At 42.5% G+C, this 12,961-nt stretch carries 13 protein-coding genes; 6 read left to right on the top strand and 7 right to left on the bottom strand.

Going from position 1 to position 12,961, the window contains the following annotated elements:
- Positions 1 to 6: 6 nt before the first annotated feature.
- From V7K40_RS11670 to V7K40_RS11650, 5 genes are all read left to right on the top strand, one after another.
- Positions 7 to 729, top strand: coding sequence for an NnrU family protein (locus V7K40_RS11670; RefSeq protein ID WP_334959635.1), 723 nt, complete (start codon positions 7 to 9; stop codon positions 727 to 729).
- A 461-nt stretch (positions 730 to 1,190) separates the two neighbouring features.
- A complete protein-coding gene (locus V7K40_RS11665; protein WP_334959633.1) occupies positions 1,191 to 1,409 on the top strand; it encodes a helix-turn-helix domain-containing protein in 219 nt (72 codons plus the stop codon).
- A 144-nt stretch (positions 1,410 to 1,553) separates the two neighbouring features.
- Positions 1,554 to 1,799: a hypothetical protein gene (locus tag V7K40_RS11660; protein ID WP_334959631.1), complete on the top strand. Its 246-nt coding sequence runs from the start codon at positions 1,554 to 1,556 to the stop codon at positions 1,797 to 1,799.
- A gap of 814 nt (positions 1,800 to 2,613) precedes the next feature.
- Positions 2,614 to 3,000: a thioredoxin domain-containing protein gene (locus V7K40_RS11655; RefSeq protein WP_334959629.1), complete on the top strand. Its 387-nt coding sequence runs from the start codon at positions 2,614 to 2,616 to the stop codon at positions 2,998 to 3,000.
- Between the two features lie 331 nt (positions 3,001 to 3,331).
- A complete protein-coding gene (locus tag V7K40_RS11650) occupies positions 3,332 to 5,434 on the top strand; it encodes an NAD(P)H-quinone oxidoreductase subunit 5 (protein ID WP_334959627.1) in 2,103 nt (700 codons plus the stop codon).
- An 83-nt stretch (positions 5,435 to 5,517) separates the two neighbouring features.
- On the opposite strand, the gene V7K40_RS11645 is transcribed toward V7K40_RS11650, so the two are convergent.
- The 7 genes from V7K40_RS11645 to V7K40_RS11615 form a co-directional block, all read right to left on the bottom strand.
- Positions 5,518 to 5,721, bottom strand: a complete 204-nt coding sequence (locus tag V7K40_RS11645) for a hypothetical protein (RefSeq protein WP_334959625.1) — start codon at positions 5,719 to 5,721, stop codon at positions 5,518 to 5,520.
- Between the two features lie 136 nt (positions 5,722 to 5,857).
- Positions 5,858 to 6,247: a hypothetical protein gene (locus V7K40_RS11640; RefSeq protein WP_334959623.1), complete on the bottom strand. Its 390-nt coding sequence runs from the start codon at positions 6,245 to 6,247 to the stop codon at positions 5,858 to 5,860.
- Positions 6,248 to 6,330: 83 nt separating this feature from the next.
- Positions 6,331 to 6,816 carry a helix-turn-helix transcriptional regulator gene (locus V7K40_RS11635; protein WP_334959621.1) on the bottom strand — a complete coding sequence of 162 codons (486 nt, stop codon included), beginning with the start codon at positions 6,814 to 6,816 and terminating at the stop codon, positions 6,331 to 6,333.
- Positions 6,813 to 8,216 carry a restriction endonuclease subunit S gene (locus V7K40_RS11630; protein WP_334959619.1) on the bottom strand — a complete coding sequence of 468 codons (1,404 nt, stop codon included), beginning with the start codon at positions 8,214 to 8,216 and terminating at the stop codon, positions 6,813 to 6,815. The genes V7K40_RS11635 and V7K40_RS11630 overlap by 4 nt, the downstream gene beginning before the upstream one ends.
- Positions 8,216 to 10,264 (bottom strand): N-6 DNA methylase, encoded by a 2,049-nt coding sequence (locus tag V7K40_RS11625; protein ID WP_334959617.1) that lies wholly within the window; start codon positions 10,262 to 10,264, stop codon positions 8,216 to 8,218. The genes V7K40_RS11630 and V7K40_RS11625 overlap by 1 nt, the downstream gene beginning before the upstream one ends.
- A gap of 81 nt (positions 10,265 to 10,345) precedes the next feature.
- Positions 10,346 to 10,672: a type II toxin-antitoxin system RelE/ParE family toxin gene (locus V7K40_RS11620; RefSeq protein ID WP_334959615.1), complete on the bottom strand. Its 327-nt coding sequence runs from the start codon at positions 10,670 to 10,672 to the stop codon at positions 10,346 to 10,348.
- A 4-nt stretch (positions 10,673 to 10,676) separates the two neighbouring features.
- Complete coding sequence (locus tag V7K40_RS11615; RefSeq protein ID WP_334959612.1) at positions 10,677 to 10,934, bottom strand: hypothetical protein; 258 nt, start codon at positions 10,932 to 10,934, stop codon at positions 10,677 to 10,679.
- A 337-nt stretch (positions 10,935 to 11,271) separates the two neighbouring features.
- Between V7K40_RS11615 and V7K40_RS11610 the strand changes: the two genes are divergently transcribed.
- The gene (locus V7K40_RS11610; RefSeq protein WP_334959610.1) at positions 11,272 to 12,849 is read left to right on the top strand and encodes an NAD(P)H-quinone oxidoreductase subunit 4; all 1,578 of its coding nucleotides are present in this window, start codon (positions 11,272 to 11,274) and stop codon (positions 12,847 to 12,849) included.
- The last annotated feature ends 112 nt before the right edge of the window (positions 12,850 to 12,961 follow it).

The raw sequence follows: 12,961 nt of genomic DNA, 5'->3' as shown, positions 1-12,961 counted from the left end.
GTCTATATGCTACTGATTTCTTGGTTGACACCTAGTCATTTTGTCATACTGGGGTTACAAATAGTTTTTGCGATCGCTCATAGTGGAGGCGCTGCTTTGCGCCCTTGGGCAGAAAAATACATTGGGCCAAGGCTTTATCGCATTCTCTTTGCATTAGTCAGCTTAACGTTGGCTGTGATATTAATTATTTACTTTTTTAGGCACCGCTATGATGGTTTGCAACTTTGGCAGGTGCAAGGGGTGCTAGGAGTGCGAGAATTTGTTTGGCTGCTGTCAGCGATCTCGTTCTTGTTTTTATATCCTGCTACCTTCAATCTACTAGAAGTTGCTGCCATTCAAAAGCCCCAAGTTCATCTCTACGAAACAGGAATTATTCGGATTACCCGTCATCCTCAGATGGTAGGACAAATAATTTGGTGTGTTGCCCATACTCTGTGGCTGGGTACTACCTTTACCCTTGTGACTTCCATTGGATTGGTGTTGCATCACTTGTTTGGGGTTTGGCACGGGGATCGCCGTCTGAGCGATCGCTATGGGGAATCCTTTGAAATTGCTAAACAACGGACTTCAATTATTCCTTTCAAAGCAATTATTGACGGTCGTCAATCTATCAAATGGCAGGAATTTATCCGCCCTGCCTATTTGGGAGTCACTATTTTTATAGTTTTGCTTTGGTGGTCGCACCCTCTGTTGCTGGAAGCAACTAGTAGGATCAGATGGGAAATTTAGCTTAAAGAGCAGAAGCCTCTCGCCTACCCGTTGGCAGTAGCGTTCCGCAGGAAAGGGAGGCGATGAGACGGTAGTCGCTCGTTTCCCCCAAGACCCTTACGGGTGATGCTCATGACGCAAGGGTAGCGCAGCTAAGGTGACTGTGCGTAGCGTCTGACTCGCCTTATCTGCACTAACGCCAGTTGCTTCTCCCTACAGCCCTTTGGGCATCCTACGGCAGGCGCTAGCCTCTCTCAATGTGATTCGGGGAGACGCGCAAGGGACAAGTCGGGAAACCCCCTGTTAGCGTCTGGCTCACCGCACTGCTCCATTTAATCCGCCTAAGACGATTACCACCCCCCGAATGAATCAACAAGCGTAGCTCTCGACAATCAAGGAGGTGGATGAGGAGACGAACAAATGTCTTGATTGTTGGCAAAAGAGATATTATCATGGTGACTCAAGCGTAATCAGGTCGATTCATGTTGAGAGCGGTCAAAGTCAGACTTTACCTAACAACAGCCCAGCAAGCTCATTTGGTACAAGCCTATAGCTGTGTTAGCTGGATTTGGAATCAGTCTCTATGTGTAATGTCTCAGACTTACAAAAAGACGGGTAAGGGCTTGTCAGCTTACGACATGAAGAAACAGATTCCAGTTTGGAAAGTTGAGTATAAATGGCTCAAAGAATGTTATTCCTAATGTTTGCAGCAATCCTGTTTAAATCTGTCTCAAGCTTTTATCAACTTCTTTGATGGTCTGACTAAATACCCAACCTTTAAAACTAGGCACGGTAGACAGTCTCTTCAATATCCAACTAACGTCAAAATCATCTCTAACTCAAAGATGAAATTTCCTAGAAAACTGGGAGTGGTAAAAGCGAAGATTCACCATGACCTTGTTGGTAAATTGAGAACTCTAACTATTTCTCAGATGTCTGATGGTAGATATTATGCATCTTTATTAATTGACGATGAAGCTGAAAAGATACCATCTAGCAACGCCCTACCCTGCGGGAACGCTAAGAGCGAACGGGTGACGCTCGTTGCGCTAAAGCGTCTCCCCTTGGGAGATCGCTCTCCGTGGCGCTAACATCAGTCGCCTACAGAAGGAAACCAACTTGGGTGCGCTGGTTCACCAGTTGCTATAACGAAGGGAAAATACGCAACGCACTGGCTCCAGAATGGAAGGCGATTGGCATTGACCTTGGATTGATTGATTTTGCCGTTACTTCTGACGGGTCAAAATATCAGAATCCAAAACATCTGATAAAAATACGAACGAAACTTAAAGCGTAAATAGCGAAAGCTATCCCGCCGAAAAAAGGATAAGACTACTAACAAATGACGTAAAGCTAAACTAGCTCTGGCTAAAGCTTACTCAAAAATATCTAGAGTTCGAGAAGATTTTCTACACAAGGTATCCTGCAAGATAGTTTGCCAATGAATTGGGAAACCTACACTTACCGCTTGCCCAAATGTAGGTAGTTCACGCGATCCCCAGTATCAGCATAAAATCCAAAATAGATGGGAATTTCACCTTATCAATTGCCCCGAATCAATGTACGATCAGTTCAAACAGCTATTCAGTGGAGGTGCGTTCAGTCAGTTTAAGATTTTATATTGGTAGTTGTTGGTCAGTTGCTTTTCCTTGGGAATAAATGGCAATTTAGTCAAATTCACAGGTGGAGACGGCAATCAGGAGTTTAACATCCAAAAAAGCCACCGTGAGAGTCGCGCTGGTTTTTTTGTCAGAGACACATCAACGCGCTCAATTTTTGCCTAATTATTCTGTGTCCTGAGATTTGGTTCCTGAAAGCATCTATTAGCAGTTAACGACTTACCAATCCTTCACTTCAGTGCTGATAAGTAGTTTGATATAAAAACCTTATAATCCAAGAGGCGTCATGGTGTTGTCGGTTAGTGAGCGGACATTTACTCAAGAAGTTTTAGAATCTCCTATTCCTGTTTTAGTTAACTTTGAAGCACCTTGGTGTGGCTTGTGTCGGATAATTCACCCGCTATTGTTGCAATTTCAAGCCCAATATGGGGAAGAAATCAAATTAGTTGGGATTAATGCCGATCAAAATTTTAAATTGTCTACTACTTATAGGCTAAAGTCACTACCAACCTTACTATTGATTGAAAATGGCACTGTTCGGCATCGCTTGGAAAGCTTTCGCGGCAGAGAAGATTTACGTCTAGCTTTAGAAGACATTAAAGCTAACTACAGCAGTTGCCCAAAAATCTACAAAAGTCCGAAAACAGCTGACTTAGAGTATCGGTCTGCTTGATTGGCATTGGGCATTAGGACTAACGCTCTTTTATGTCTGTGAGGAGAGAAAAATAAGATGCTGACCTTGAATCTTTTTCAAAGCCTCGCTTGATAAGCATTGCCAAAAAATCCTTGTTTGGAATCAAGCACGGAGAAACAATGTTTTAAATATTCTCTAATGAGAGTAAAAAAAGAGCGCTAATGACCAATGACCAGTGACGAAATCTAAAACCATGCTTAACACCCCACCCAATCACCCTTGGGTGGGTTATTTTATCCTAAAGGGTGTGTGTCACAATTGTTAACAGTTCCGACACGCTAGTCAAGAATTCTAAAAGTAGGCGTCAGTGATGGAAGTAATCTATCAGTATGCCTGGCTGATTCCGGTGTTACCTCTTTTTGGGGCAATGCTGGTCGGTCTAGGGTTAATCTCGTTGAATCAGGTGACAAACCGCCTACGGCAGCTTAACGCTGTGGTGATTATCTCCCTAATGGGAGCAGCGATGGGGCTGTCGTTTGCTTTGCTATGGAGTCAAATTCAAGGACACGCGCCTTATATCCGCACCTTGGAGTGGGCGGCAGCAGGTAATTTTCACCTGAACATGGGCTACACTATTGACCACCTGACAGCCCTAATGCTGGTGATTGTGACAACGGTAGCTTTGTTAGTCATGGTTTACACCGATGGCTACATGGCTCACGATCCAGGTTACGTGCGGTTTTACGCCTATCTCAGTTTGTTTGGCTCCTCAATGTTAGGTCTGGTGGTCAGCCCCAACCTAGTACAGATTTATATATTCTGGGAACTGGTCGGGATGTGTTCCTACTTGCTGGTCGGCTTTTGGTACGATCGCAAGTCAGCAGCAGATGCCGCTCAAAAAGCGTTTGTGACCAACCGCGTGGGTGACTTTGGTCTTTTACTCGGCATTTTGGGGCTGTTCTGGGCAACAGGAAGCTTTGATTTTAATGTCATGGGTGATCGCCTCGCCCAACTCGTCCAATCAGGTTCGATCAGCAATTTTCTTGCTGTCCTGTTTGCGATTTTAGTTTTCTTAGGGCCAGTTGCTAAATCAGCCCAATTCCCCCTCCATGTCTGGCTACCAGATGCAATGGAAGGCCCCACTCCCATTTCTGCCTTGATTCACGCGGCAACGATGGTGGCGGCGGGTGTTTTCCTAATTGCCCGGATGTACCCAGTATTTGAACACGTCCCAGCCGCAATGAACGTCATTGCCTTTACTGGGGCGTTTACGGCGTTTTTGGGGGCAACCATTGCGATTACCCAAAACGACATCAAAAAGGGCTTGGCTTACTCCACCATTTCCCAACTCGGTTACATGGTGATGGCAATGGGAATAGGTTCCTACAGTGCTGGACTATTTCACCTGATGACCCACGCTTATTTCAAGGCGATGCTATTCTTGGGTTCAGGTTCAGTAATTCATGGCATGGAAGGTGTCGTCGGTCACGACCCCGCTTTAGCGCAAGATATGCGGCTGATGGGTGGACTGCGGAAGTACATGCCGATCACGGCAATTACCTTTTTGATTGGTTGCTTGGCAATTTCTGGTATTCCGCCCTTTGCTGGTTTCTGGTCAAAAGATGAAATTCTAGGGAAGGCTTTTGAGGCGAACCCACTTCTCTGGTTTATCGGCTGGCTAACTGCCGGTATTACTGCTTTCTATATGTTTAGAATGTATTTCTCGACATTTGAAGGCAAATTCCGGGGTACTGACGAGAAAATCAAGGAAAAACTCAAGAAGGCTGCGGCGACAATTGTCCTGGAGTTAGAGTCAGAAGAACTAGCCCCGAATTTTGGGCCTGGGGCGATGAAGAAAGGAGAATTGGCGGCAACTAGTGAGCATCATGACTCCCACGACTCCCACGGGCATCATAGTGACTCCCCCCACGAGTCGCCGTGGACAATGACGCTGCCGTTGGCACTGTTGGCTGTGCCTTCGATTTTGATTGGTTTGGTGGGAACTCCCTACGCCAATTATTTTGAAGAGTTTATCTTTCCTCCTAGCGAAACTCTCTCCGAAGTTATAGAAAAGGCTTCCGAGTTCAATCCGACGGAATTCTACATCATGGCGGGTGCCTCAGTCGGAATTTCTTTGATTGCGATTACTCTGGCTTCGCTAATGTATTTGCGCCATAAGATTGACCCGGCTGCGATCGCTGCTAAAATCCAACCACTTTACGAATTATCCCTCAACAAGTGGTACTTCGATGACATTTACCATCGGGTTTTTGTTGTCGGCTTGCGTCGCCTAGCTAGACAAGTTATGGAAGTCGACTTCCGCGTTGTAGATGGTGCTGTTAACCTCACAGGCTTTTTCACCCTTGTTAGCGGTGAAGGTCTGAAGTACCTAGAAAACGGTCGCGCTCAATTCTATGCCTTGATTGTGTTTGGGGCGGTTTTGGGCTTAGTGGTTGTCTTTGGTGTTACCTGATTTTCATAGGGGTGGGCGAATGTCCGCCCCTAAGTTTCTTAGGAGTCTAATTTAGGCTCCTTTTTTTGGCTAATAGTCAGTAATTAAATTTTAAAGTCTTCTTTTAGATCATTTGGCGGTTCAAACATAATCTCAAAACCTCCGTTGGGAATAGTTCGACGCAAAAATCTTAAATGGTCGTCTGCATCTTGGCGGTTAGCAAAACGGGCGACGGTGTGAGATTGGGTAATCACTACAGTTTTTACTATCACCCAAGGATGATTTTGGGCAATAACTGGTTTTATCATGGTGAATGTCTCCTTTTGTTAGGGAGCCAAGAGCTAGCAGCAAGCCTCGGAAACTTATTTGCTGGCTTTTGACAAGATTTGTAATTTTGTTGCTGTAAGTGTGAGTGTGTTTTCATCGCTTCTAAACACTCTCATCTCATAGCTTTTGCGGTAAAAGCTGGGTTGCATCATGGTCGTGCAGTCCTGGGACAACTAGCCATAGCCACATCCGGCACTTGAACAACCGGAGTGATAGCAGTTCTTCAGGGAATATTTGATTTCTGTGACCTTGCCAGTGTCCAAGGTGTGCAAGTTGTTGTTTAGCGCAGGTTGGGCAGAGGTCGCCTGGTTTTCCTTTGTCTATGGTGTAGTTTGAGTCTTCAGAATTTAGGGGTTTAATTCCAGGAAAGCGCCCTGCTTGGGAATAGAGGCAGGGTTTACCGTCGAGTTCTGCGGGGATGATGCCGGAGCAAATTAGGTTGTCCGGGTATACATTGCCGTCAGGGGAGAGGAAGAGGGCTTTCGGTTCAGTGTTTTCAATATTCATTTTACAATGTAGATTGTATATTGACAAAAATAAAATTTACATTGTAAAATGTCAACAGACAGATCCAAAAACTCTTTTGACTTCTAACCTCTCTCTATATATTTGAATCCAGCCCGATCAGCAACTAAAGTTAGATATTTCGATGTAGCGAGAGTTGGCTGATAGGCGTTGTTTTCCCATTGGCTAACTGTTTGCTGATAGACTCCTAGCCTTTCTGCAAACTCTGCCTGTGTTAAACCCATGTGAAGACGCAGTGCTTTAATTAATTCGCCATTCCACAGTACAGTGTCACCTTTAACCTGAACTTGAAAGTTATTAGGAGGTTTGTAAAATTTTACTTGCTGCTGATCAAAATCAACATCTTCAACCCGATATCCTGCTTCTATCCAGGCTAAAGCTTGTAATGCGCCTTTGCTGCGATTACTCCACCATGCCCGTTTACTTTTTGCTGAATTTGGTAAAGTATCATTTATTAAAGTCTCAATTTCGGCAAAAGAAAGGATTATTTCACTTTGATCACTGCCACGCAAAAAGTTTAGGAGTGGCTGATATTTGGTGCCCTCCTTCATGTCACCTCTTCTACTCCTAATATCATGCGCTCAACACGGGCTTTTGCTTCAGTGACTAAGTTTTCAGCTTCTACACGCAATTTTTTAGATTCAGCACAACGGCGTGAAATTTCGGCACTAATTTTTCTTTGTTTGTTTAAATCTTCGGGTATTGGCAACTTGATATTAAGAATATCTGATGCAGAAACTCTAGGAAGTGAAGTACCACTTTGTAGTGGCACAACTTGATTAAGAGTAATTTGACTTAAGAGAAGTCCCTGCAAAAAAATAGGATCTACTTTTTGTTTGTTAGGTCTAAGTACAACGGCTTCACCTGAGCATACGCCATTAAATTCAGCCAACCAAACTTTGTTTAGATATGGTCGCATACGTCCGAAGAGTATGTCACCAACTTCAAATTTTGGTGATGAACTTAGAATTTCCTCTCCTTGAACTGGGAAAAAATCTACTAATTCACCAGTATTTGAAGCAATATTACCTAGTCCAATATAATTAATATTTTCATTTGCATACTCATTTACAGGAGTAATACGTTGATTAACTTGCTTAACAACTTCTCGAAGTAAAACTGGTTTCATTAATCCCAAATTTATTTCTTGCAAAGTAACTACTGCTTCAAAATCAAATCTACCACCAGCAATAGAACGAATTGATTTGATAACTCGGTTATGATTTTTAAGTTTTGTAATATCTATTCCCAATTCCCCTAAAATATACTGATTAATTGCCTGATATAATGGTTGCGCTTCAGACAACTTATTCTTTTGAATAGCATAAGCATCCTGCATTATTTGAGCAATGTGATCTTGAACAGGTCTAGGAGGAATGGGGATTATAAACTCTCCAACTTCAGATAAATTCAATTCTGGTCTTGTTGTTCTATGCCCTAATCTAATAGCTTGAAATTCACCTAATTGAGAATTAATAAATGTTGCAACATAATGAGGATTTATTTCTTTTAAAAGTTCTAAACCAACAATATGACCAGTAATATTACCTTCTTTTAGACTTTCAGGAAATACAGCAGCAGTCCCAACTCTACCCGCTATTGTTATCAAAATATTTCCCGTAACTACACGGCTACGAATCAATTCATTGTGTTTTTCTTGAGATATATATTTAAGTCCATCTAAAAAAATTCCTAAAGGTAGAACATCCTTAACTCTAATGTAAGGAATTCCACTATCCTGATACATGTCAACTTTACGGTTACTACCAAAAGGGCCGTCGAACATCCGGTTACTTAATTTTTTTAATAAATGAAGAGGATATGGACATTCATGCAATTTTTTAAATAGAAATTGAAATTTAGGCTGATAAAATTCTACAAAAAGTTTCTTTCTAGTCAAATCACTTGATTTAACTAAAAATCGCTTTATATCATGTTTATTAATATCCATTACCATCCTGATAGACTTTCAAAGTCTGTAACTGTTTCTACTATTTCAAGAGGTAAATGTGCTTCTTCTTCAGATACAGATAATCGACCTGTAGCATCATAACCAATATCATCAATTCTTGCCATGTAAACTTCGTAATCTTCATCAGCTTCTATAACTTCCTTTCCTAATTCTAATTGAGCTTCTGCTGACAAAGATGTTTCGCGCTTTTCTAGAAAAACTACACTAGTCTTAACACCGGCACCATAAGGTGTAAAGGTTTCTTGTGGCAAACTAATTACAGCTTTTAACCTTGCCCAGCGTAAAATCCAGTCTCGTACATCCTGCATTGAACTAGTTGCCAATACCCCATCAGGTAAAACAATTGCTAACTTTGCATTTGGTGCAAGATACTCAAGACAACGGTTAATAAAAGCGACTTCTTGGGAAATAGTTTTAACAACCTTACCCTTTTTCTTTGTCACCCCATCCCGTGCAGCAAAGTCTTTCAAAACATTAGCATTAGTCAATTTAGAACCAAATGGAGGATTAGTTAAAATCATTGTCAACCCTCCTAGATAAAACCCAGGACGTTCTGGCAGTCCCTCTGAAATTCCTCCTGTAATGCTACTCAATCGCTCCAACGAATCCATTACCTTTAAATCCGCATATTGTGCGCCATTCATTAAAGTGTTAACTCGCGCTACGTGCATCACATTTCGAGAATATTCAGCACCAAATAAATGATTATCTCGAAACTTGATAAACTCTTGCGTTGGTTCTTCAGGATTAATCCCTTTAGGATTCCCACCATTATTTGCTATTGCTTTTGCATACTCCTGCTTACGCACATAATCCAAAACGTGCGTCAACATCCGCGCTGAACCGCAAGCAGGATCGCCAACATAATCATTTACTGTTGGTTGCAAAATTCCCACCATTAAATTAATTACAGGTGTAGGTGTGAAATATTGCCCCAAATCATCACGGAAAGTCTTACTCAAAAAATCTTCAAATACTCCACCTTTGACATCTGCTGAAGATTTTCGCAAACTCCAAGGCTGTAAACGCTTGACGATTTCCATTGTCGTGTGAGGCTTGAATTGCAGCACATCAGCCTCATTAAAAGCCAAACGCACACCCAAATCATCACCAAATTTTTTCGCTAGTGTTTCTCGTTCCCACTGCTTCGCTTTCTCAAAAGTGTCTCTGACTTGAACTAATAAACGTTCTGGGTCAGTTTCATTACTAACACTAAATACATAAGCCCGTGATTCTCCTGTTTGCTTTACCAAGTCAATTGTTGCCTGTTCGTCATACCACTTAGCAAACAAGAATTTAACCATTGCATCAACGGCTTCTTGTGGCTGCAAACCCTCGTTATCTCTCAGAATAGAGTGACAACCAGAACGCGTATCTCCCAAAACCTCCCGAAACTTATCACGGGTTAGGGGCGTGAGTCCTGTTTGAATTCCATCTGGTTCACTGGGATTAAGAATTACAGTATAAAAACTGTGTTGTGCGGCTTCACGGGCGCTTTCATACTTCTGTAAATCACCAATTATTTCTAACTTTCTTGGATAGTCAAGGTCACGACGATAAATTACTGTATGTTTACCATTGGTTAAAATAGCATAACGGGCAGATGGTGAAGCACTCATGTAAGCATTGAGTCGGTTAAGATGATCAACCCAACCTTCCCCCTCAGTCCCGCCAACTTTTTTACTTGGTTCCATAGCCTCCACCATAATGAAGGCTACATCCAAATTACCTACAGAATCAGCATAACGGTCATCATAAACTACAACGTCTGCCCGTCCTTGATAGCGTCGCCCACTTTGATAAGTTCCCTCGGCAAAATCTGCATTTAGTTCTAGTTCCATTGCCTGTATTGGAACACCGTACTGTTCTACTAAAATCTGAAGCGCCCACATCGTCACTGGGTCTTCTGCTGGACGCACATAAGAACCATCAGCTTTAAATAACTTTTGTAGATCTATATGCTGGCGATACTTCTGTGGTATGTTAGCCGGATTTTGGTAAGGATTAGTGAAATCGGAGAAAGGCATGAAGTTATTGCTATGGAAGACAGACTACACAGTAGATAAATGATATGCGATCGCAGGCGATCGCGCTTTATCTATATATGGCTATGTTTTTATAATTGCATCTTCAATCTCTTCTAAGCTCACATCTGCCTGATCCGATTTTGCATAAATGAGTAGAAGTAAGACACATTCAGGTGAGACAACCTGATAAATCACTCGATATCCACCACTTTTACCCGTTGGGATATCACTGTTTTTTGCTCGAACTTTAAAAATAGTCAAGTCTATCCCAGAGATTTGATCACCGATAAAATTCCCAGCATGTAGCTGATCAATAATGGGTAGAATGTCAATTTGAATTTGGCGATAGCGTTTAGTCAGAGTTTTGAGACGGCGTTTGAAGGGAGGTGTAAAGCGAACTTCTGCCATAAATCTAGGCTTCGATATCGTCCCAAAGCTCTGAAACTGGAAAAGTTTGTCCTACTGCTGCTTGTCGCACGGACTCTTGCAAATCAGCTAATATTTGTGCTTTTGGCTCTTGTTCATCAACCCAAGCTAAACCACTGGCGTTATCAGAATTTATGGAACTCATCAGCTGTTGCCAAAGTTCTATAGGAACGAGTACATCTGTTGTTTCTCCCTCTATGTTGGTGACATAACGAATCTGACTTTCAATTTGTGCGATTATCATTATGGTTATTTCTCCTGTCATGCTTTTTTACACCAAATTGCTTTTTTCAACAACCACCAAATAGCATCGTGTATTTTTAGCGATAGGTTAGGCTACGCGATCGCATCGCTAAAATTCTAGTTTAGCGGCTTTTCTAGGGTAAATTTTTGATTTGACTGGGAGTATCTCAAGCCACATTCCGTACCCCCAACTGTCAAAAAAGATTCTCAAGAGAAAAAATGGAGGATTGCCAATTTAATTAAATCAACCTAACGAGGAAGACGAAATCCCCAAAAAGCTGTTACTTAATAACTAGTGACTTTTTGCCAAATTTGATTTTGATAGCAGACGAATTGTGATGAATACAGCTAATTTTCCGTGGCTGACGACGATTATTCTGTTTCCGATAGCGGCGTCGCTACTTCTTCCCATCATCCCCGACAAAGAAGGCAAAACAGTGCGCTGGTACTCCCTGATAGTAGGGCTGATAGATTTTGCACTAATTGTTTATGCTTTTTATACTGGGTATGATTTCTCCAATCCAGGTTTGCAGTTGGTGGAGAGTTACCCCTGGGTACCCCAACTAGATTTGAATTGGTCAGTAGGGGCAGATGGCTTGTCCATGCCCCTAATTATTTTGACTGGATTCATTACCACGCTGGCGATTTTAGCAGCTTGGCCTATTACCTTCAAGCCCAAGCTATTTTACTTCTTGATTTTGGCAATGTATGGCGGTCAGATTGCCGTGTTCGCTGTCCAGGATATGCTGTTATTTTTCCTGGTGTGGGAACTGGAACTAGTACCGATATACTTCCTGCTGTCGATTTGGGGAGGCAAAAGGCGGCAATATGCAGCGACCAAATTTATTTTATACACTGCTGGCGGGTCGCTGTTTATTTTGCTATCTGCTCTGACAATGGGATTTTACGGCGATACGGTGACGTTTGACATGCGATCGCTCGCCTTAAAGGACTTCGCCCTGAATTTCCAACTTGCCCTCTATGCTGGCTTCCTGATTGCCTACGCCGTCAAGTTGCCAATTATTCCCTTGCACACCTGGCTACCTGATGCCCACGGGGAAGCTACAGCCCCTGTACACATGTTATTAGCAGGTATTCTCCTGAAAATGGGCGGTTACGCCTTAATTCGGATGAATGCCCAAATGCTACCCGATGCCCACGCTTTTTTTGCACCAGTGTTGGTGGTTTTGGGGGTAGTTAATATCATCTACGCTGCCTTGACATCCTTTGCCCAACGCAACCTGAAGCGAAAAATTGCCTACTCCTCAATTTCTCACATGGGCTTTGTGATGATTGGTATTGCCTCCTTTACCGATTTGGGTTTAAGTGGGGCAGTGTTGCAAATGGTTTCCCACGGGTTAATTGGGGCGAGTTTGTTCTTCCTGGTTGGCGCAACTTATGACCGGACACACACCCTGATGTTGGATGAAATGGGTGGTGTCGGTAAGAGAATGCCGAAGGTTTTCGCCATGTTCACCACCTGTTCAATGGCTTCTTTGGCATTGCCAGGGATGAGCGGTTTTGTGGCAGAATTAATGGTGTTTGTCGGTTTTGCTACTAGCGATGCTTATAGCTCTACCTTTAAAGTCATTGTGGTGTTCTTGATGGCAGTGGGAGTAATTTTAACTCCAATTTATCTGCTGTCGATGTTGCGGGAAATTTTCTACGGAGAAGAGAACAAGGAATTAGTTTCTCACCAAGCTTTGATAGATGCTGAACCTCGCGAAGTATTTATCATTGCTTGTTTGTTGGTGCCAATTATTGGTATTGGTTTCTATCCAAAATTGCTGACTCAAATGTACGACGCCACAACTGTACAATTGACAGCAAGATTGCGTGATTCTGTGCCGACATTAGCACAGCAAAAAGACGATGTACTAAAGGTTTCTTTAAGTGCGCCCCAAATCGCTAATTAACTTGCGATCGCTAGTTTAGTTGAAATATTTATTACTTTGAGGGCGGGTTTTCTACCTGCCCTTTTTTGATGCACATTGCTTGGAGGCGATCGCTAATACCAATTCTGTAATA

Source organism: Nostoc sp., from assembly GCF_036917195.1.
Taxonomy (GTDB): domain Bacteria; phylum Cyanobacteriota; class Cyanobacteriia; order Cyanobacteriales; family Nostocaceae; genus Nostoc.
Note: the sequence above shows the minus strand (reverse complement) of the source record. Positions and strands in the feature narration are given on the sequence as shown.

Excerpts from the sequence above, each read along its gene's own strand:
- V7K40_RS11670 (WP_334959635.1), top strand. The coding sequence starts at position 7 with ATGCTACTGATTTCTTGGTTGACACCTAGTCATTTTGTCATACTGGGG.
- V7K40_RS11665 (WP_334959633.1), top strand. The coding sequence starts at position 1,191 with ATGTTGAGAGCGGTCAAAGTCAGACTTTACCTAACAACAGCCCAGCAA.
- V7K40_RS11660 (WP_334959631.1), top strand. The coding sequence starts at position 1,554 with ATGAAATTTCCTAGAAAACTGGGAGTGGTAAAAGCGAAGATTCACCAT.
- V7K40_RS11655 (WP_334959629.1), top strand. The coding sequence starts at position 2,614 with ATGGTGTTGTCGGTTAGTGAGCGGACATTTACTCAAGAAGTTTTAGAA.
- V7K40_RS11650 (WP_334959627.1), top strand. The coding sequence starts at position 3,332 with ATGGAAGTAATCTATCAGTATGCCTGGCTGATTCCGGTGTTACCTCTT.
- V7K40_RS11645 (WP_334959625.1), bottom strand. The coding sequence starts at position 5,721 with ATGATAAAACCAGTTATTGCCCAAAATCATCCTTGGGTGATAGTAAAA.
- V7K40_RS11640 (WP_334959623.1), bottom strand. The coding sequence starts at position 6,247 with ATGAATATTGAAAACACTGAACCGAAAGCCCTCTTCCTCTCCCCTGAC.
- V7K40_RS11635 (WP_334959621.1), bottom strand. The coding sequence starts at position 6,816 with ATGAAGGAGGGCACCAAATATCAGCCACTCCTAAACTTTTTGCGTGGC.
- V7K40_RS11630 (WP_334959619.1), bottom strand. The coding sequence starts at position 8,216 with ATGGATATTAATAAACATGATATAAAGCGATTTTTAGTTAAATCAAGT.
- V7K40_RS11625 (WP_334959617.1), bottom strand. The coding sequence starts at position 10,264 with ATGCCTTTCTCCGATTTCACTAATCCTTACCAAAATCCGGCTAACATA.
- V7K40_RS11620 (WP_334959615.1), bottom strand. The coding sequence starts at position 10,672 with ATGGCAGAAGTTCGCTTTACACCTCCCTTCAAACGCCGTCTCAAAACT.
- V7K40_RS11615 (WP_334959612.1), bottom strand. The coding sequence starts at position 10,934 with ATGATAATCGCACAAATTGAAAGTCAGATTCGTTATGTCACCAACATA.
- V7K40_RS11610 (WP_334959610.1), top strand. The coding sequence starts at position 11,272 with ATGAATACAGCTAATTTTCCGTGGCTGACGACGATTATTCTGTTTCCG.